Annotated in this window: 19 protein-coding genes; 13 read left to right on the top strand and 6 right to left on the bottom strand. The window is 70.0% G+C overall.

The genetic code is table 11. From position 1 onward, the window contains the following. Positions 1-16: 16 nt before the first annotated feature. Positions 17-973: a GNAT family N-acetyltransferase gene (locus tag ABZX02_RS41825; RefSeq protein WP_355307322.1), complete on the top strand. Its 957-nt coding sequence runs from the start codon at positions 17-19 to the stop codon at positions 971-973. Between the two features lie 818 nt (positions 974-1,791). Here ABZX02_RS41825 and ABZX02_RS41820 read toward each other — a convergent pair. Continuing rightward, entirely contained in the window at positions 1,792-2,148 is a 357-nt protein-coding gene (locus tag ABZX02_RS41820; protein ID WP_355307321.1) for a VOC family protein, read from the bottom strand. A 135-nt stretch (positions 2,149-2,283) separates the two neighbouring features. Between ABZX02_RS41820 and ABZX02_RS41815 the strand changes: the two genes are divergently transcribed. Further along, positions 2,284-4,029 carry a proline--tRNA ligase gene (locus ABZX02_RS41815; RefSeq protein WP_355307319.1) on the top strand — a complete coding sequence of 582 codons (1,746 nt, stop codon included), beginning with the start codon at positions 2,284-2,286 and terminating at the stop codon, positions 4,027-4,029. A gap of 91 nt (positions 4,030-4,120) precedes the next feature. On the opposite strand, the gene ABZX02_RS41810 is transcribed toward ABZX02_RS41815, so the two are convergent. Then, positions 4,121-5,101: a hypothetical protein gene (locus ABZX02_RS41810; RefSeq protein ID WP_355307317.1), complete on the bottom strand. Its 981-nt coding sequence runs from the start codon at positions 5,099-5,101 to the stop codon at positions 4,121-4,123. Between the two features lie 118 nt (positions 5,102-5,219). On the opposite strand from ABZX02_RS41810, the gene ABZX02_RS41805 reads away from it, so the two are divergent. Continuing rightward, positions 5,220-6,179, top strand: a complete 960-nt coding sequence (locus tag ABZX02_RS41805; protein ID WP_355307316.1) for an ABC transporter permease — start codon at positions 5,220-5,222, stop codon at positions 6,177-6,179. Here ABZX02_RS41805 and ABZX02_RS41800 read toward each other — a convergent pair. After that, positions 6,075-6,482, bottom strand: a complete 408-nt coding sequence (locus ABZX02_RS41800; RefSeq protein ID WP_355307314.1) for a YjbQ family protein — start codon at positions 6,480-6,482, stop codon at positions 6,075-6,077. The two genes, ABZX02_RS41805 and ABZX02_RS41800, sit on opposite strands and share 105 nt — an antisense overlap. 4 nt (positions 6,483-6,486) lie before the next feature. After that, a complete protein-coding gene (locus tag ABZX02_RS41795; RefSeq protein WP_355307312.1) occupies positions 6,487-7,044 on the bottom strand; it encodes a sugar O-acetyltransferase in 558 nt (185 codons plus the stop codon). Positions 7,045-7,066: 22 nt separating this feature from the next. On the opposite strand from ABZX02_RS41795, the gene ABZX02_RS41790 reads away from it, so the two are divergent. From ABZX02_RS41790 to ABZX02_RS41775, 4 genes are read left to right on the top strand one after another with little or no spacing between them, the layout of a single operon-like run. Next, positions 7,067-8,020, top strand: coding sequence for a nucleotide disphospho-sugar-binding domain-containing protein (locus ABZX02_RS41790; protein WP_355307310.1), 954 nt, complete (start codon positions 7,067-7,069; stop codon positions 8,018-8,020). A gap of 11 nt (positions 8,021-8,031) precedes the next feature. After that, positions 8,032-8,496: a DUF4442 domain-containing protein gene (locus ABZX02_RS41785; protein WP_355307308.1), complete on the top strand. Its 465-nt coding sequence runs from the start codon at positions 8,032-8,034 to the stop codon at positions 8,494-8,496. Next, on the top strand, positions 8,489-9,442 hold the full coding sequence (locus ABZX02_RS41780) for an aminotransferase class V-fold PLP-dependent enzyme (protein ID WP_355307307.1): 954 nt from the start codon (positions 8,489-8,491) through the stop codon (positions 9,440-9,442). The genes ABZX02_RS41785 and ABZX02_RS41780 overlap by 8 nt, the downstream gene beginning before the upstream one ends. A gap of 55 nt (positions 9,443-9,497) precedes the next feature. Continuing rightward, entirely contained in the window at positions 9,498-10,226 is a 729-nt protein-coding gene (locus ABZX02_RS41775; protein ID WP_355307305.1) for a hypothetical protein, read from the top strand. 159 nt (positions 10,227-10,385) lie between these two features. On the opposite strand, the gene ABZX02_RS41770 is transcribed toward ABZX02_RS41775, so the two are convergent. Further along, a complete protein-coding gene (locus ABZX02_RS41770; protein WP_355307303.1) occupies positions 10,386-10,814 on the bottom strand; it encodes a ferritin-like domain-containing protein in 429 nt (142 codons plus the stop codon). Further along, positions 10,811-11,254, bottom strand: a complete 444-nt coding sequence (locus tag ABZX02_RS41765) for a hypothetical protein (RefSeq protein WP_355307302.1) — start codon at positions 11,252-11,254, stop codon at positions 10,811-10,813. The genes ABZX02_RS41770 and ABZX02_RS41765 overlap by 4 nt, the downstream gene beginning before the upstream one ends. Before the next feature lie 129 nt (positions 11,255-11,383). On the opposite strand from ABZX02_RS41765, the gene rimP reads away from it, so the two are divergent. The 6 genes from rimP (at position 11,384) to rbfA (ending at position 17,380) form a co-directional block, all read left to right on the top strand. Further along, positions 11,384-11,908 carry a ribosome maturation factor RimP gene (rimP, locus tag ABZX02_RS41760; RefSeq protein WP_355307300.1) on the top strand — a complete coding sequence of 175 codons (525 nt, stop codon included), beginning with the start codon at positions 11,384-11,386 and terminating at the stop codon, positions 11,906-11,908. Then, complete coding sequence (nusA, locus tag ABZX02_RS41755) at positions 11,905-12,918, top strand: transcription termination factor NusA (protein ID WP_191302961.1); 1,014 nt, start codon at positions 11,905-11,907, stop codon at positions 12,916-12,918. Before rimP ends, nusA begins: the two co-directional genes overlap by 4 nt. A gap of 15 nt (positions 12,919-12,933) precedes the next feature. Next, entirely contained in the window at positions 12,934-13,284 is a 351-nt protein-coding gene (locus tag ABZX02_RS41750; RefSeq protein WP_355307390.1) for a YlxR family protein, read from the top strand. An 87-nt stretch (positions 13,285-13,371) separates the two neighbouring features. Beyond that, on the top strand, positions 13,372-16,548 hold the full coding sequence (gene infB, locus ABZX02_RS41745; RefSeq protein WP_355307297.1) for a translation initiation factor IF-2: 3,177 nt from the start codon (positions 13,372-13,374) through the stop codon (positions 16,546-16,548). A 72-nt stretch (positions 16,549-16,620) separates the two neighbouring features. Continuing rightward, positions 16,621-16,917, top strand: a complete 297-nt coding sequence (locus ABZX02_RS41740; protein WP_355307296.1) for a DUF503 domain-containing protein — start codon at positions 16,621-16,623, stop codon at positions 16,915-16,917. A gap of 13 nt (positions 16,918-16,930) precedes the next feature. Continuing rightward, positions 16,931-17,380, top strand: a complete 450-nt coding sequence (gene rbfA / locus ABZX02_RS41735; RefSeq protein WP_355307294.1) for a 30S ribosome-binding factor RbfA — start codon at positions 16,931-16,933, stop codon at positions 17,378-17,380. The last annotated feature ends 431 nt before the right edge of the window (positions 17,381-17,811 follow it).

The following is a 17,811-nucleotide window of genomic DNA, read 5'->3' as shown; positions in this document are numbered from 1 at the left end:
CGTAGCTTCAGTTCTCGTGGAAATCGTGTGGCGCCCGCTCACGACAGCGGACATCCCCGAGGTGGCCGCCCTCTACAACGCGGCCGAGGCGGTCGACGACACCGGCGAACTGCAGTCCGAAGAGGACTTCGCCAAGTCGTTCGCCGAGACCGACTTGCCCGCAGGCTCCCTCGCCGTGCTCGCGGACGACAGGCTCGCGGCCTACGGTCTGGTGGTCCTGCGCGACAACCCCGCCGGCACCCACCGAGTCCGCCTCGACGGCATGGTCCACCCGAAGTTCCGCCGCACGGGCATCGGCCGCCAGCTCCTGCCCCGCCTGACGGACCTGGCACGCGACCTCCACCGCGCCCGGCACCAGGACCTGCCGCTCACCGTCTGCACGATGGTCGAGAGCCGCTGCACGAGCCACACCGCGCTGGTGACGAAGCTCGGCTTCACCGCCGACCGCCACTTCCACGAACTGGAGGTGGCACTGGGCGAGTCACTCGCCCAGGCCCCGATCCCGCCCGGCTACGAGGTCGTGCCGTTCGACATGACCCGTTCCGACGAGGTCCGCCTGGTCTGCAACGAGGCCTTCGCCCAGCACTGGGGTTCGGTCGAACGCAGCCCGCAGGAGTGGGCGGCGTCGTTCACCGACAACAAGCGCTTCGCACCTGCTTCCTCCTTCCTGGCGCTGCACGACGGCGCCGTGGTGGGTTTCGTGCTCGCGCGGCACTACCCGGTCGTCGAGGAGCTGACCGGCGTGCGCGAGCTGTGGATCGGGGACGTGGGGACGCTGTCCGCACACCGCGGGCACGGGGTGGCCGCGGCCCTGCTGGGCCGGACGCTGGCTCGGGGCAGGGCAGACGGGTACCACCGGGCCGGGTTGTCCGTGGACACGGGCAACTCGACCGGTGCGCTCGGGCTGTACGAACGTGCCGGGTTCGGGGTGGTCCGGACTTGGGTGGACTACGGGAAGCCGGTCGAGCTGTAGAGCTTGGCGAGGTGTGGTCGGGCGTGGTCGCTGGTCGGGTCTTCGGCTGGCGGTTGGGCTGGGCCGGGCTTGCTGTCGGTGCTTGAGGTCTGGCGGCCGAGTGCGGGATCAGGTGCTGGGTTCGCGGCCGGTGAGCTGAGTTCGGGATCGGGCGACAGGCCTGTGGTCGGTGGCTTGGTTCGGGATTGGGATGGTCGTGAGGCTGGCGTCTGGACTCGGGATTGGGTGATGGCGTGCGGCCGGCGGCTGAGTTCGGGATGGGGTGGTGGGCTTGCTGTCCATGACTGAGTTCGAGGCCGGGCGATGAGTTCGCGGCTCACGTCTGAGCTCACGATCAAGTGGTGGCTTGCGGTCCGGTGGTTGAGCTGGGATCGGGTGGTGGGCCTGCGGCCCGGCGGCCGAGCCCGGGATCAGATGAGAGGCCGCGGCCGGCGCCCGAACTCGTGAGCAGGTGACGGTTCGCGCGTCGGGCGGCTCGATCGCGTCTGGTGAGTCAGGACTGCGGCCCGCCGTCGGGTCTGGTGACTCGGCGTGCGGTCGGGCGGCTGGACTCGTTGCCGGACAACGAGTCTGCGTCCTGTCGGACCAGGAGTGGCGCGGTGCCCGCGACCGCGTTCCCGTAGCCCACGGACGCCGCGCCGTCGCCAGCCTGCCCCGAGCCGTGCGGCCGACGCAGCATCGCCGACCATGTCCCCAGCCCAGCCCAGCCCAGCCCAGCCCAGCCCAGCCCAGCCCAGCCCAGCCCAGCCCAGCCCAGCCCAGCCCAGCCCAGCCCAGCCCGAGCGACCGGTGCGTGCGAGCCCGAGGGCACCCGCCCTCTACAACTTCTCGCCCGGCTGCCCGACGCAGAACTGGTTCCCGTCCGGGTCCGCGAGCACCGACCACACCAGGCCGGGCACGCTGTGCACCGCCACCTCGCTGGCGCCGAGATCGACCAGGCGGGCCACCTCCGCCAGGCGGTCCGGCACGTGCGAGTCGAAGTGGAGTCTGTTCTTGCCCGGTGTGGCGTCCGGCACCTGCTGGAGGCCCAGGGCGGGGCCGGAGCCGGTCGGGGCCAGCACGATGAACTCGCCCCAGTCGTTCTGGACCGTGGTGCCCAGGGCGGCGGTCCAGAAGTCCGCGAGCTTGCGCGCGTCGCTCGTGTCGATGGTGATCATGTCGATCGTCAGAGGCATGGGAGGGACGCTACTCAGGGGGTCTGACAATTGAGGGAAGTGCAGGTCAGGGCCCGGGTGGAGCACCGCGCGCGATTTCGGGGAACGTCCAACCAGTACGCTGTTTCAACTGCCCGTGAACGAGGAGTACCCACCGTGATCACCAGGATGTCGTCGCTGTTCCTGCGCACCCTTCGCGAGGACCCGGCCGACGCCGAAGTGCCCAGCCACAAGCTGCTGGTGCGCGCCGGCTACGTCCGCCGCGTCGCGCCGGGCGGGTACACCTGGCTGCCGCTGGGGCTCAAGGTCCTGCGCAACATCGAGGCCGTCGTCCGCGAGGAGATGGACGCCTTCGGCGCGCAGGAGATCCAGTTCCCCGCGCTGCTGCCCAAGGAGCCCTACGAGGCGACGAACCGGTGGGAGGAGTACGGCCCCAACCTGTTCCGCCTCAAGGACCGCAAGGGCGCCGACTACCTCCTCGGGCCCACGCACGAGGAGATGTTCACCCTCACCGTGAAGGGCGAGTACTCCTCCTACAAGGACTACCCCGTCACGCTGTACCAGATCCAGACCAAGTACCGCGACGAGGCGCGTCCCCGTGCGGGCATCCTGCGCGGCCGCGAGTTCCTGATGAAGGACTCGTACTCGTTCGACCTCACCGACGAGGGTCTCAGCGAGTCGTACAAGAACCACCGCGACGCCTACATCCGCATCTTCGACCGGCTCGGCCTGGAGTACGTGATCGTCTCCGCCACGTCCGGTGCGATGGGCGGCTCGGCGTCGGAGGAGTTCCTCGCCGTCGCCGAGACGGGTGAGGACACCTTCGTGCGCAGCACGGAGTCGGGCTACGCGGCGAACGTCGAGGCCGTCAAGACGCCCGTGCCCGCCGCGCAGCCGATCGACGACAAGCCCGCGGCGCAGGTGCACCACACGCCGAACACGCCCACCATCGAGACGCTGGTCGACTTCCTCAACGCCAACACGGACCGCAAGTTCACCGCGGCCGACACGTTGAAGAACGTCCTGGTCAAGACCCAGCAGCCCGGTCAGAAGGACTGGACGCTGCTCGCGATCGCCGTTCCCGGTGACCGCGAGGTCGACTTCAAGCGCCTCGAGGCGGCGCTGGAGCCCGCCGAGGTCGCGATGGTCGACGAGGCCGACTTCGCCAAGAACTCGTTCCTGGTCAAGGGGTACATCGGTCCGGGCGCGATCCAGGGCAACGGCATCCGCTTCCTCGCCGACCCCCGCGTCGTCACCGGCACCGCGTGGGTCACCGGTGCCGACAAGGCCGACCACCACGTCGTCGACCTCGTCGCGGGCCGCGACTTCACGCCCGACGGTGTCATCGACGTCGCCGAGGTCCGCGAGGGCGACGCCTCCCCGGACGGGCAGGGCGTGCTCGTCGCCGCGCGCGGCATCGAGATCGGCCACATCTTCCAGCTCGGCCGCAAGTACGCGGACGCGTTCTCGCTCGACGCCCTCGGCCCGGACTCCAAGCCCGTCCGGATCACCATGGGCTCGTACGGCGTCGGCGTCTCGCGCCTGGTCGCGGCCATCGCCGAGCAGTCGCACGACGAGCGCGGCCTGATCTGGCCCCGCAACGTCGCGCCCGCCGACGTCCACGTCGTTGTCGCCGGCAAGGACGAGACGCTCATGGGCGCCGGCGAGGACTTCGCGAAGCAGCTCAGCGCCAAGGGCCTCAAGGTGCTGCTGGACGACCGCAAGGCGAGCCCCGGCGTGAAGTTCGCGGACGCCGAGCTCGTCGGCATCCCGACGATCCTGGTGATCGGCCGCGGTCTGAAGGACGGCACGGTCGAGGTCAAGGACCGCCGCTCCGGCGAGCGCGTCGAGGTGCCGGTGGCCGAGGCCGTCGACCACCTGGTGCAGGTCGTCACCGGCTGACGACCGTGAGTCTGGGACGCCGGGCGGCACGAGCTGCCCGGCGTCTGGCGTCTCCGGGGTGCGTGAGCGACTCCGGGACCGCGCAGGCGGCCTACGAGGTCGGCACCAGCGAGTCGGCCATCTTCTGCAGGTCGGACTCCTTGGGCAGCGGCGGGTTGGCGCCGCCTCCACCACCCTCCAGGTCGCCGTTCACGACCAGCACGTGCAGCTTGTTGCTGCCGTTCAGGACCACGACCTTGAGCATGCCCTTGCTCGCCAGGCACTTGTTGCCGGTCTGCGTCACGGTGGCGTCGACCTGCACGCCCTCGATGGTGACCTTGTCGCCGTTCTTCTGCGTGTGCTGGATCTTGACCGGCTTCGGCTCCGTCGTCGTCACCTTCGGGTCACCGCCCGAGGCGTAGTACTGCGTGGCGAGGCCCTTCGCGAAGTCGACCGAGGTCTTGTTGATGTCGCTCTTCGGGAGCAGCGTGCCGCCGTTGGTGCCCTTGGTGAACGACTTGCCCTCGCACGTGTAGTCGCCGTACGTGGTAACGCCGGACAGCGCGATGCCCGGGAACGAGTCCACCGGGATCTTGGCGTCGGCGATGACGTCCCAGTTCTTCGGGACCACGTAGTTGTAGCCCAGCGCCGTCTCGACGCACTGCTGGCCGTCGGCCTTCGGGCAGGGGCCGTCGGTGGGTTGCGCGGAGGTGCTCGTCGGGGTGGACGGGTCGGGCTGCGCGACCTTGTTGTCGTCCTTGCGGGACAACAGGAACCAGGTGAGGCCGCCGCCCACGAGCAGCACCAGGACGACGACGCCGACCACCAGCCACGTCTTGCCGCTCTTCTTCGGCGGCTCGTTGTCGAAGCCGCCGTACACGCCGAGACCGCCGTACCCGCCGTAGCCCTGCTGCGGGAACTGGTTCTGGTCCGGGAAGCCGCCCTGCTGCGGGAAACCACCGGTCTGCGGGTAGCCGCCGGTCTGGTAGCCGCCCGACGGGTACCCGCCGCTGGGGTAGTCACCCTGTTGCTGCTGGCCCCAGCCCTGCTGGTCGTTCCAGCCGCCCTGTCCGCCGCCACCTGGGTAAGTCACGGGCAAACGGTACCTGGTGGGTCTGACAGCGGCTTAATTCATCAAGCGTTGACTTCGAGAACGTGTCGGGCGTACCGTCCCCACTAAATTCAACGCTTGATGAACTAAGGGGTCGATGATGCGCACCGTGCTGGTCACCGCCGTCGCAGGTGCTGTGGTGGCCTTCCTCCTGGGACTGCTGACGTTCGGCGTGCAGGCGACCGTGCACCCGCACGACGTCCCGCTCGCCGTGGTGGCGCCTCCGCCGATCGCGGACCGCGTCGCGAGAGCCGGCACACCGGAGGTCGACCTCCGCGTGGTCCAGGCGGACGAGGCCCGGAACCTCCTGGAGGCCAAGGAGGTCTACGGGGTCCTGGAGATCGCGTCCGGCCAGGCGACGATCCGGCTGAACCCCGCGGTCAACCCGTCCGGCACGCAGATCGCCCAGCAGGTGCTGACCGGCGTCGCGCAGGGGGCAGGCTTGCCGGTCGAGGTCGAGGCCAGCACGGCGAGCGCCGCCGAACGCACCGCGCCGCTCGCCGTGAGCGCGTTGCTGTGGGTCGGCGGGATGGTCGCCGGACTGCTGTTCGTGGTGCTGAAGGGCAGGCGCCTGCGGTGGTTGTCGGCGCTGACCGCCGCCGTCCTCGTCAGCGGCTCGACCGTCGGCCTGCTGGCCTGGTGGGGCGTCACGCTGAACGGACCGGCGCTCGGCTTCGTGCTCGCCGTCGCCGCCTCGTTCGCACTGCTGCAGGCAGGGCTGTTCCGGCACCTCGGCATCCGCGCGATGGCGGTCCTCGGCGTCCTCTACCTGATGGCACCGGCGGTCGCGGGCCAGGTGCCGGAGCTGCTCAACCCGGCGTACCGGGCGGTCCTGTGGTCGTGGACGCCGTTCCGGTTTTCCACGGAAGGCCTGCGCAGCCTCATGTACGACGGTGCCGTCACCACCGAGTGGTGGGTGTTCGGTGGGATCGCGCTCCTCGGCGTGGTGCTGCTGCTAGCCGGCAAGAAAGCTCAAACGGACCGTGCGGACGGGATTGTCGACGTTGGTGTCCACGAGACAGATGGACTGCCACGTGCCGAGAGTCAGCACACCGCCTAGAACAGGGATCGTCGCGTAAGGCGGCACCAGTGCGGGCATCACGTGGTCACGGCCGTGACCGGGGGTGCCGTGCCGGTGCCGCCACTTCACGTCGCGGGGCAGGATCCGTTCCAACGCGGTCAGCAGGTCGTCGTCGCTGCCCGCGCCCGTCTCGATGATGGCGACGCCCGCCGTCGCGTGGGGCACCCACACGTGCAGCAGGCCGTCGCCGGTCTCGTTGTCGAGGAACCTCTGGCACTCGCCCGTGAGGTCGTGGACGACCTCTTCGGCACCTGTGCGGATCTGGATCTCCTCGCTGCGCATGACCTCAGATCTTACGAACCACCCGTGCGGGGTTGCCGACCGCAAGCACGTGAGCAGGCAGATCACGCGTCACGACACTGCCCGCGCCCACGACCGTGTTGTTGCCGATGGTCACTCCGGGACACACGATCACACCACCGCCGAACCACACCTTGTCGCCGATGACGATCGGCGCGGTGGTCTCCCAGCCCGCGATGCGCGCGTCGTGGTCCTCGATCGGGTGCAACGCCGTCAGCAGCTGCACGTTCGGGCCCATCATCACGTGGTCGCCGATGGTCACCGGCCCGCAGTCGAGGATGACGCCGCCGTAGTTCATGAAGCTGTTCGCGCCGACGCGCGTGTTGTAGCCGTACTCGATCTGCAGGCGCTGCATGAACGTCGTGTTCTCGCCGATCTCCGCGACGAACCCCTTGAGGATCTCGTACATCCCGTCGAGGTCCTCCGGGTCGTGCGCGTTGAACCGCGCCATCTCGCGCCAGCCGCGACGCCGGTCCGCGTCCAGTTCGGGGTCCGCCGGGAGGTAGGGCTCGCCGTTGATCATCTTCTCGCGGTTGGTTCCCATGAGGACTCAGTATCGTCACGGCATGCGCGTGCTCTTCGCCAGCATGGCCGCCGTGGGCCACACGTACCCGTTGATCCCGTTGGCGCAGGCTCTGCACAAGGCGGGACACGAGGTGCACTTCGCGGTCGGCGAGGACATGCACCCGGTGCTCGGGAAGCTCGGCCTGCGGCCGTTCCGGCCGGGGCTGGTGTTCGGCGAGATCTACGCCGAGGACATCGCGCAGGAACTGGAACGGCTGCTGCCCGACCTCGTGATCGCCGAGTGGGCCGTGCCGGAGGTCTTCTCCGAGGCCCGCCGCCGCGGCTTCCCCGCGCTGTGGCACGGGTTCGGGCGGATGTTCCCCGACGGTATCGGGCTCGTGCGGCCCACCGGCGGGCGGCACCTCGACATCTGCCCGCCGTCCCTGCAGGACCCCGCTTTCCTGCGGGAGGACCGGATTCCGCTGCGCGCGGTGCCGTTCTCGCCGCCCGGTGACGTGCCGGTGCGCACGGCCGGGAAGCTCGTCTACCTGACGCTCGGCACGGCGTTCGGCACGCGGGAACTGCTCGCCGAGGCGGTCGTGGGCCTCGGCCGCGTCACCGAGGCGCAGGTGGTCGTGGCCGCGCCGCACGTCTCGCTCGACCGCCTGCCGGCCAACGTCAGCGTGTACCCGTGGCTGCCCCAGGCCGAGGTGCTCCGGTACGCCGACGTCGCCGTGCACCACGGTGGCAGCGGCACGGTGCTGGGCGCGCTCGCCGCCGGCGTGCCCCAGGTCGTGCTGCCGCAGGGCGCGGACCAGTCCGGCAACGCGGACGCGCTCGTCGCGGCCGGCGCGGCGCTGCGGCCGGCCGCGTTCAGCGCCGGACTGATCGTGGAGGCCGTCCGGACGCTGCTCAGCGACCACTCCTACCGCGAAGCCGCTGGTCAGATAGCTCGGGAGATACGTCACACGCCCTCGCCCGAGGAAGTTGCGGACAGTCTGGCCGACGTTGTGTAACACTGTTTTTTATGAAGGCAAGCCGCCTGCGCTTCGGGATGAACCTGTGGCCGCCGTTCCTGTTCGCCGGCATCCGGGTCGAGGAGATCTCGCCGGACTACCGGTATGCGCGCGTGCGGATGCGCCTGCGTCCGTGGAACCGCAACTTCTTCGGTACCCACTTCGGCGGTTCGCTGTTCGCGATGACCGACCCGTTCTGGGTGTTGCTGCTGTTCAACCAGCTCAAGGGCGAGCACGTCGTGTGGGACCAGGCCGGTGAGATCGAGTTCGTCGCGCCGGGCCGCGGCACGGTCCGCGCCGAGTTCCGGCTGACCGACGAGCACGTCGCCGAGGTCCTCGACCAGACCAGTGACGGCGCCAAGGCGTTGATCTGGTTCGACACGGACGTCGTCGGGCAGGATGGGGCCGTGATCGCACGGGTGAAGAAGCAGGTCTACGCGCGCCGCAAGCGCGACAAGCGACTCGCGCATGCGTGAGGCCTTCGGAGCGGTTTTCGACGTCGAGCCCGGTTACCTGAACACGGCGTCCATCGGGGTGCCGCCGCGCCACGTCGCCGACGCGGTCATGGCATCGCACGAACGGTGGCGCCGTGGCCAGGACACGTCGTCCATGTTCAACGAGGTCGTGGAGACCTCGCGCGCGGCGTTCGGGCAGTTGATCGGGGTGCCCGCGACGTCGGTCGCCTGCGGTGCGACGGTGTCGCAGTTCGGGTCGCTGGTCGCGCAGGCGCTGCCGGCCGGGTCGAAGGTCTTCGTCGATCCCGGCGACTTCACCAGCGTCACGCTGCCGTTCGTCGCGGCCGGGCACCGGATCGTGTCCACAGTGGACGAGTGCGACCTCGCCGCGGTGAGCGTCGTCCAGTCCGCGGACGGCCGGATCGCCGACCTCGACGCGCTGCGGGCGTCGGGCAAGCCGGTGCTGCTCGACGTGTCCCAGGCGGCCGGGTGGATGCCGTTGTCGTTGGCGTGGGCCGATTTCGTCGTCGGCGTGGCGTACAAGTGGCTGATGGCACCGCGCGGTGCGGCGTGGATGGCGGTGCGTCCGGACCGGATGGAGTTCCTCAAGCCGTTGGCTGCCAACTGGTACAGCACCGGCGAGAACTACGGCACCGACCTCGTGCTCCGTTCGGACGCACGGCGGTTCGACCTCTCACCCACGTGGGTCTCGCACGTCGGTGCGGCGGTCTCGCTCCCGTGGGTGGCCTCTTTGGACCTCGAAGCCGTGCGTGCCCACTGCGTCGGCCTGACGGATCGCCTCCTGACCGGACTGGGGCTGCCGCCCACCGGCTCGGCCATCGTCTCGATCGGCGGATCACCCGTTCAGGGAGTCGTCTCCTCGGTTCGCGCTGGTCGCACACGGTATGCGTGTCACCTTTACAACACGATCGAGGACGTGGACCGGGTGCTCGAAGCGCTCGACTGACTGCCGTCCGTTACCGTGGGTCCTTGTGTCGGAACCACGCCAGTCACCTGAAGAGGTGACCCAGAACCTGCCTCGCTTCCCACCGAGGCCCACCGACACCGCGCCGTTGTACCCGGCCGACGAGCTCCAGAAGCTGCAGTCGATCATGGACAACCGCCAGGGGCACCTGCCCCCGCCGCCGCCTCCGCCCCAGCGCAAGTCGACCTGGGTGGGCAAGGCGCTGGCGCTCGTCGGCGTCGCGGTGGTGTCCGGGTTCGTGTGGTGGGTGTTGCAGCCCTCGGACCCGATCGACAAACCGGTCGCGCAACCGCAGAAGACCGCGGGGGAGTTCGAGTTCACCACCGTGCCGGAGTTGCCGGAACCGGTGAAGGACAGCGACTGCGCCGCCCACGCCACGAGCCAGACGCAGGCGTTCTTCAAGACCACGCCGTGTCTCCAGCTGACCCGTGCGTTCTACACGGCGAAACTGCCCAACGGCAGCACCGTGTACTCGTCGGTGTCCGTCGTGAAGATGAAGACGGCGGACGAGGCGCGGCAACTGCGCGAGCTGACCCAGAAGGACGGCACCGGCAACGTCAAGGACCTGGTGCTGGACAAGGCCATCAGCGTGCCGCCGCTGACCACGCTGGCCAACGGCGGGTACGCCTCCGAGCAGCGCGACCAGCTCGTCGTGATCGTCGAGTCCGACTCGCCGACCAGGAACCCGGACGCGCTCACGCACAACAAGGACATGAAGCGGGTCTCGACCGACGCGATCAGGCTCGCGTCGTCGTTCGGGAACTAGGCGGTGCCGGACGATTTCGTCCGGTGGGAGGCGCGGGCGAGCGATCCGCGGGCGGTGCCGCCGCGACGGCCTCATACCGGGCGTATTCGGTCGTTGCGGCGGTGCCGTCCGCGGATCCCTCGGCTGCCACTACCGCCCGACGGAATCGTCCGGCGCCGCCTAGCCCGAGGCGACGCCCGGCATCGTGATCGATGCCGGGCTCGTCCCCGCCGCCTTGCGCCACCGCGTCGCCCGCACCGCGGCCGTCGTCAGCGCCTCCAGCGCCGAGATGCGCACCGTCGCGTCGTCGGTCCGCTCCAGCACCCCGCGCCACGCGGCACAGGTGTCCTGCTCGACCGCCACCAGCGCGGCGAGCGCCGACGGGCCGTCCGACACCGGCGAGGGCGGCAGGTAGGCCGCGGCGGGCGGGTTCGGGGTGGCGCCGTGGTCGCGCAGCCAGCGCTCCGTCGTGTCCCGGCGGGCGCGGTGCAGGTTCGCCCCCTCCGCGACGGCGGCGGCCTGGTCGCCCAGGAACGCCGACACCAGGCCGTAGGTCCACAACGCGGCGTGCTCGGTGCCGAGCGCCGTCTGCACTGATTCCACGCTCATCCGAGCACCTCCCGCAGGGACGCGCAGCCCGCCGCGACCGAGCCGACCAGGCCCGCGCGGTACGAGGGCACCTTGGCCACGAGCGCGGACGCCTCGCGGACGGCCTCGTCCAGCGCGGTGCGCATGGCGGCCAGGGGGTCCGGCGGCGTGGGCGGGGTGGTGGGGGCGGGCGGCGCCGTCGAGGACAGCGGTGGGCGTTCGCGATCGACTTCGGCCTGCAGCAGCGCGGCGTGCGTCTCCCGGGCCTTCACGATCTCCGCAGCCGCCGGCACGCCGGTCAGCGTCTGGGCCAGCTTGGCGTCCGCGCGGGCCTGCGCCGCGAGCGCGGACAGCGGGTCCGGCGGCGGTGGCGGGGGAGGTTCTGTGGTGCACGCAACGGCGAGCGGTGCGGCGGCCACCGCGAGCAGCACACGGCGGCGGCTGACCGATTCGGAGATCACGCGAACCCATATTGCCAGCAGCACTGCGGGTCGGTGGGAGCCGGGCGAACGAGATAGTCTGGTCGTCCACGGCCGCCGGAAACAGCGTCGGCCGGGGTTTTCATGCGTTCGAACTGAAGGAGACACCACGTGTCCAGCCCGCCGCGCGGAGAGCTTGCCGCGCAGCTAGCACCCGTTGTGCGGGAAGCGCTCGAAGCCGCCGGCTTCGACCTCGACGCGCTCGACGTGAATCAGGCTGGGCGCCGCCGTCTGGTCAAGGTCGTCGTGGACGGTGAAGACGGCATCGGGCTCGACGAGGTCGCCGAGGCGAGCCGCGTGGTCTCCGCCGCGCTCGACGAGCACGACCACATCATCAACGGGCCGTACACCCTCGAGGTCACCTCGCCGGGTGTCGACCGCCCGCTCACCCGTCCGCGCCACTGGAAGCGCGCGCACCTGCGTCTCGTGAAGGTCAAGCAGCCGGAGAAGGCCGAGTGGTTCGGCCGGGTCGGCGAGTGCGACGAGACCGGGGTCGAGCTGCTGCACCAGGGCGAGCTGCGGCGCGTGGAGTACCGCCACATCGAACGCGCGGTCATGGAGATCGAGTTCAAGCAGCCGCCGGTCGAGGAACTGGCTCGGCTCACTCGGAAAGCACCGAAGGAGGAGCCGAGGTGAACGTCGACATCGCCGCCCTGAGGGCGATCGAACGTGAAAAGGACATCCCCTTCGAGACGGTCCTGGAGGCGATCGAGTCAGCCCTGCTGACCGCCTACAAGCACACCGAAGGGCACGCCACGCACTCGCGCGTGGAGATCGACCGCAAGTCCGGCGTCGTGCGCGTGCTCGCGCAGGACCTGGGGCCTGACGGCTCGGTCCAGGAGGAGTGGGACGACACTCCCGAGGGCTTCGGCCGCATCGCGGCCACCACGGCGCGCCAGGTCATCCTGCAGCGCCTGCGCGACGCCGAGCACGAGCGCACGTTCGGCGAGTTCGCGGCCAAGGAGGGCGAGATCATCGCCGGCGTCGTGCAGCGCGACGCCCGCGCGAACGCCCGCGGCATGGTCGTCGTCCAGGTGGGTGACACCGAGGGCGTGCTGCCGCCGGCCGAGCAGGTGCCGGGCGAGCAGTACAACCACGGCGAGCGCATCAAGTGCTACGTCGTGAGCGTCTCCCGCGGGGCTCGCGGCCCGCAGATTGCCCTCTCGCGCACGCACCCGAACCTCGTGCGGCGGCTGTTCGCGCTCGAGGTCCCGGAGATCGCGGACGGCACCGTGGAGATCCCCGCGGTGGCACGTGAGGCAGGTCACCGTTCGAAGATCGCCGTGAAATCAACGGTTGCCGGAGTGAACGCCAAGGGCGCCTGCATCGGCCCCATGGGCGCCCGTGTGCGCAACGTCATGCACGAGCTCGGCGGCGAGAAGATCGACATCATCGACCACTCGGACGACCCCGCCACTTTCGTCGGGAATGCATTGTCACCAGCGAAGGTTGTGTCGGTGAGGGTGCTCGACGAGCGCGCCAAGACGGCACGTGTCGTGGTGCCGGACTTCCAGCTCTCGCTGGCGATCGGCAAGGAGGGCCAGAACGCCCGCCTGGCCGCCCGTCTGACGGGCTGGCGCATCGACATCCGCAGCGATGCGGAGGCTCCGGCCGCCGGTGCGGTCACATCCGGTTCGGCTGAATGAGCTCCAGGGGATAGAATTATCAACGGTTCAACGTCGGGAGCGGTTTCCCAGCACATCGGCCCTGTTCGCACGTGTATCGGATGCCGCGCACGGACGTTGCCCTCTGAGCTGCTGCGTGTGGTCGCGGTGGACGGTTCGGTGGTTCCGGACGTCCGTCGGCGGCTTCCTGGTCGGGGTGCTTGGTTGCATTTCGATCTCGAATGTCTCCGCAACGCCGAGCGGCGACGGGCGTTCTCGCGGGCCTTCCGGGTCCAGGGAGCGCTCGACGTCGCTTCGTTGCGCGAGCACGTCGAGCAGCAAGGGAACAAGGCTTCGGGACAGCCCCGCGGCCAGCAGGAAACAAGGAAGCAGGTCGACCCGTCATGAGTCAGCCGTGAAGCTGAAGACATGAACGCGCGACGATAAGACGAGGTCGATGGGACTTGCCCGCCGGCCTCACGACCTAGGAGAGCAGTGGCAGGCAAGGCCCGCGTGCACGAGCTCGCGAAAGAGCTCGGTGTTACGAGCAAGGAAGTTCTCAACAAGCTCGCCGAACAGGGCGAGTACGTGAAGTCGGCGTCCTCCACCGTCGAGGCCCCCGTGGCCCGGCGGCTCCGCGACGCCTACGAGGCCAAGTCTTCGAAGCCGGCCCCGAAGCCGTCCGCTCCGAAGCCCAAGGCACCCGCACCCGCTGCCGCAGCAGCGCCCGCCGCACCGGCGGAGTCGAAGCCTGCGGCCGACAAGCCCGCTGCGCCCAAGGGCATGCCCGGACCCCGTCCGGCCGCCCCGCGCCCGCCGGCCCCGAAGCCCGCACCGGCAGCTCCTGCCGCGCAGGCCCCGGCTCCCGCGGCGTCCGCACCGGCACCCGCACAGCCCCAGGCCCCGGCCCCCGCGGCACCCGCCGCGTCGGCTCCGGCCGCTCCCAAGGCTGCCCCGGTACCCGGCGTCAAGCCCGGTGGCGGTCCGCGTCCGGGCCCGCGCCCGGCTCCGCAGCAGCAGCCCGCCCAGCAGCAGCCGCAGGCTCCGGCCGCGGCCGCCGGTGGGCAGACCCCGTCCGTGGTCCCGCCGCGCCCGCAGTCTCCCAAGCCTGCCGGTCCGCGTGCCCCGCGTCCGGGCAACAACCCCTTCGGCGTCGGTGGCGGCAACGCTCCCGCGCCGCGTCCTGGACCTCGTCCCGGCCCGCGCCCCGAGCAGGGCGGCGACCGCCCGGCCGGTGGCCCCAAGCCCGGCGACCCGCGTCCGGCGAGCCCCCGTCCCGGTGGCGCGCCCGGTCAGGGTGGTCCGCGTCCGGCAGCCGCACAGGGTGGCGGTCGTCCCGGTCCCGGTCAGGGCGGTCCTCGCCCGGCTCCGGGTCAGGGCGGTCCCCGTCCCAACCCGGGCAACATGCCCCCGCGGCCGAACCCCGGCATGATGCCCGGCCGTCCGGCCGGTAACCGTCCTGGTCCCGGCGGTGGCGGCGGTGGCCGTCCCGGTGGTGGCGGCGGTCGTCCCGGTGGGGGCGGCGGCGGTGGCGGCTTCCGCGGTGGCGGTGGTGGCGGCGGCGGAGGCGGTGGCTTCCGCGGCGGTGGCGGCGGTGGCGGCGGCGGTGGCTTCCGTCCCGGTGGCGGCGGTGGCGGTGGCGGTGGCTTCCGTCCCGGCGGTGCCGGTGGTGGCGGCGGCGCGCCCGCCGGTGGCGGCGGTTTCCGCGGTCGCCCCGGTGGCGGTGGCGGCGGCGCTGGTCGCGGCGGTACCGCTGGTGCCTTCGGTCGTCCGGGTGGTCCGGCGCGCCGTGGACGCAAGTCCAAGCGGCAGAAGCGCCAGGAGTACATGGACAACATGCAGGCGCCTTCGGTCGGTGGCGTCCGCCTGCCCAAGGGCAGTGGCGAGACGATCCGCCTGCCGCGCGGTGCCTCGCTGACCGACTTCGCCGACAAGATCAACGCCAACCCGGCGTCGCTCGTGCAGGTGCTCTTCCACCTGGGCGAGATGGTCACGGCGACCCAGTCGGTGTCCGACGAGATCCTCGAGCTCCTCGGCACCGAGATGAACTACGTCGTGCAGGTCGTGTCCCCCGAGGAGGAGGACCGCGAGCTGCTCGAGACGTTCGACATCACCTACGGCGAGGACGCCGGCGACGAGGAGGACCTGCAGGTCCGCCCGCCGGTCGTCACCGTCATGGGTCACGTCGACCACGGTAAGACCCGACTCCTCGACACCATCCGCAAGGCGAAGGTGCACGAGGGCGAGGCCGGTGGCATCACCCAGCACATCGGCGCGTACCAGGTGGAGACCGAGCTCGAGGGCAACCCGCGGCTCATCACCTTCATCGACACCCCGGGTCACGAGGCGTTCACCGCCATGCGTGCCCGTGGTGCGAACGCGACCGACATCGCGGTCATCGTCGTCGCAGCCGACGACGGTGTGATGCCGCAGACCGTGGAGGCCATCAACCACGCGCAGGCCGCTCAGGCGCCGATCGTGGTCGCGGTCAACAAGATCGACAAGGAGGGTGCGAACCCCTCCAAGATCCGTCAGCAGCTGACCGAGTACGGGCTGGTCGCCGAGGAGTACGGCGGCGACACGATGTTCGTCGACATCTCGGCCAAGCAGGGCATCAACATCGACAGCCTCCTCGAGGCCATCCTGTTGACCGCCGACGCTTCGCTGGACCTCCGGGCCAACCCGGACATGGAGGCCCAGGGTGTCGCGATCGAGGCGCACCTCGACCGCGGTCGCGGTCCGGTCGCCACGGTGCTCGTGCAGCGCGGTTCGCTCCGCGTGGGCTCGTCGATCGTCGCGGGTGACGCGTACGGTCGCGTCCGCCGCATGGTGGACGAGCACGGCGATGACGTCACCGTCGCGACCCCGTCGCGTCCGGTGCAGGTCATCGGTCTGACCTCGGTGCCGCGCGCCGGTGACACGTTCCTCGTGGTCGAGGAGGACCGCGTCGCTCGCCAGATCGCCGAGCGTCGCCAGGCCCGCACTCGCAACGCGCTGAACGCCGCCAAGCGCAAGCGCGTCAGCCTCGAGGACCTGGACGCCGCGCTGAAGGAGACCAGCCAGCTCACCTTGATCATCAAGGGTGACAACTCGGGTACCGTCGAGGCCCTCGAGGACGCGCTCATGAAGATCGAGGTCGGCGACGACGTCGAGCTGCGCGTGATCCACCGCGGTGTCGGTGGCATCACCGAAGGCGACATCAACCTCGCCGTGGCCGGTTCCGCCATCGTCCTGGGCTTCAACGTCCGGGCCGAGGGCAAGGCGACCGAGCTCGCGAACCGCGAGGGCGTGGACGTCCGCTACTACACGGTCATCTACCAGGCGATCGACGAGATCGAGGCGGCCCTCAAGGGTCTCCTCAAGCCGGAGTACGAAGAGGTCCAGCTCGGCCGCGCCGAGATCCGCGACGTCTTCAAGTCCTCCAAGGTCGGCACGATCGCGGGTTGCATGGTCCTGTCGGGCGAGATCCGCCGCAACGCCAGGGCTCGCCTGCTCCGTGACGGCAAGGTGATCGCGGAGAACCTCCCGATCAGCTCGCTCAAGCGGTTCAAGGACGACGCCACCGAGGTCCGCGAAGGTTTCGAGTGTGGTCTCACGCTCGGCAACTACAGCGACCTCAAGCTGGAAGACATCATCGAGACCTTCGAGATGCGCGAGAAGCCGCGCGCCTAGTCGGTGGATGAGGGGGTGCGGAGCCGCTTTAACGAGTGGCTTCGCACCCCTTTCTTCTGGAAGATCTTGCCCATGTACGTGGGTGCGCTGGAACTGGACGTGCTCTTGGGCGACGTCCACTCGTTGAAGGAGAAGCGCTCGGTGGTCCGGCCCGTGGTGGCCGAGCTGCGCAAGCGCTTCGAAGTTGCCGCTTCCGAGGCCGGTCACCAGGACCTGCACCGGCGAGCGTTGATCGGTGTCGCCGTGGTTGCCGGTGACGCTTCGCATGTCAGGGACGTTCTCGCCGGCTGTGAGAGGCTGGTGGCAGGACGGCCCGAACTGGAACTGCTCTCCGCCCGGACGCGTCTCGTCGGGCCGGAGGACGACTAGGAAGGGGAGGCTCGTGGCCGACACGGCACGTGCCCGCAAGCTCGCCAAGCGGATCTCGCAGATCGTCGCTTCGGCTCTGGAGCACGAGGTCAAGGACCCGCGGCTGGCTCGGGTCACGATCACCGACACCAAGGTGACCGGCGACCTGCACGACGCGACTGTGTACTACACCGTTCTCGGTGAGCGGCTGGACGTCGAACCCGACTTCGCCGGGGCCGCTGCGGCGTTGGAGAAGGCCAAGGGTGTGCTCCGGTCGATGGTCGGGGCGCAGACCGGGGTGCGGTTCACGCCCACGTTGACGTTCATGACCGACACCGTGCCGGATGAGGCTCGGAAGATGGACGAGCTGTTGGCTCGGGCTCAGGCTGCTGATGCCGAGGTGGCTCGGTTGGCGGTGGGGGCCAAGCCTGCTGGGGATGCTGATCCCTACAAGGCGCCTCGTGAGGATGAGGACGAGGACTGAGGGTTCTCTGGGGGCCTGGTTTGGGGCTCTAGGCCTCTGGTTCTTTGGGCCTTTGGGTTTCCTGGGCCTCAGGTTCCTGTCCTCTGGTTCCTGGTTCCTGGTCCTCTGGTTTCGTGGCCTTTGACGTTGGTTGGCTGATCTTGTCGGACCCCCTGAGTAGCGTTTGGGCTCAGGGGGTCTTCGTTTTGGGGGGACGCCTGCGTCAGCTTGCGTTGGCGCGTCGGTTTCGTCTTGTCGACCTTTGCGTGCGGCGGGTTGCTGTTGCGTGCTTCCCCTGGGGGCTCTGCCCCCAGACCCCCGGCAATCTGATCAGGGGGCCAGCGCTGTGGGTGGGTTGATGGCACGCCTGTTGCTTAGAGCGGCTGCCTGTTTCGTAGTTTGGGCGCCTCGGCGGTGGGGTCCCATCACGAGCCGCACCAAGAGCGGGCCAC

The organism is Lentzea sp. NPDC003310 (assembly GCF_040610935.1).
Lineage (GTDB): Bacteria > Actinomycetota > Actinomycetes > Mycobacteriales > Pseudonocardiaceae > Lentzea.
Note: the sequence above shows the minus strand (reverse complement) of the source record. Positions and strands in the feature narration are given on the sequence as shown.

Excerpts from the sequence above, each read along its gene's own strand:
- ABZX02_RS41795 (WP_355307312.1), bottom strand. The coding sequence starts at position 7,044 with ATGGGAACCAACCGCGAGAAGATGATCAACGGCGAGCCCTACCTCCCG.
- ABZX02_RS41740 (WP_355307296.1), top strand. The coding sequence starts at position 16,621 with ATGTACGTGGGTGCGCTGGAACTGGACGTGCTCTTGGGCGACGTCCAC.
- ABZX02_RS41800 (WP_355307314.1), bottom strand. The coding sequence starts at position 6,482 with ATGCGCAGCGAGGAGATCCAGATCCGCACAGGTGCCGAAGAGGTCGTC.
- ABZX02_RS41770 (WP_355307303.1), bottom strand. The coding sequence starts at position 10,814 with ATGAGCGTGGAATCAGTGCAGACGGCGCTCGGCACCGAGCACGCCGCG.
- ABZX02_RS41790 (WP_355307310.1), top strand. The coding sequence starts at position 7,067 with ATGCGCGTGCTCTTCGCCAGCATGGCCGCCGTGGGCCACACGTACCCG.
- ABZX02_RS41820 (WP_355307321.1), bottom strand. The coding sequence starts at position 2,148 with ATGCCTCTGACGATCGACATGATCACCATCGACACGAGCGACGCGCGC.
- ABZX02_RS41805 (WP_355307316.1), top strand. The coding sequence starts at position 5,220 with ATGCGCACCGTGCTGGTCACCGCCGTCGCAGGTGCTGTGGTGGCCTTC.
- ABZX02_RS41785 (WP_355307308.1), top strand. The coding sequence starts at position 8,032 with ATGAAGGCAAGCCGCCTGCGCTTCGGGATGAACCTGTGGCCGCCGTTC.
- ABZX02_RS41780 (WP_355307307.1), top strand. The coding sequence starts at position 8,489 with ATGCGTGAGGCCTTCGGAGCGGTTTTCGACGTCGAGCCCGGTTACCTG.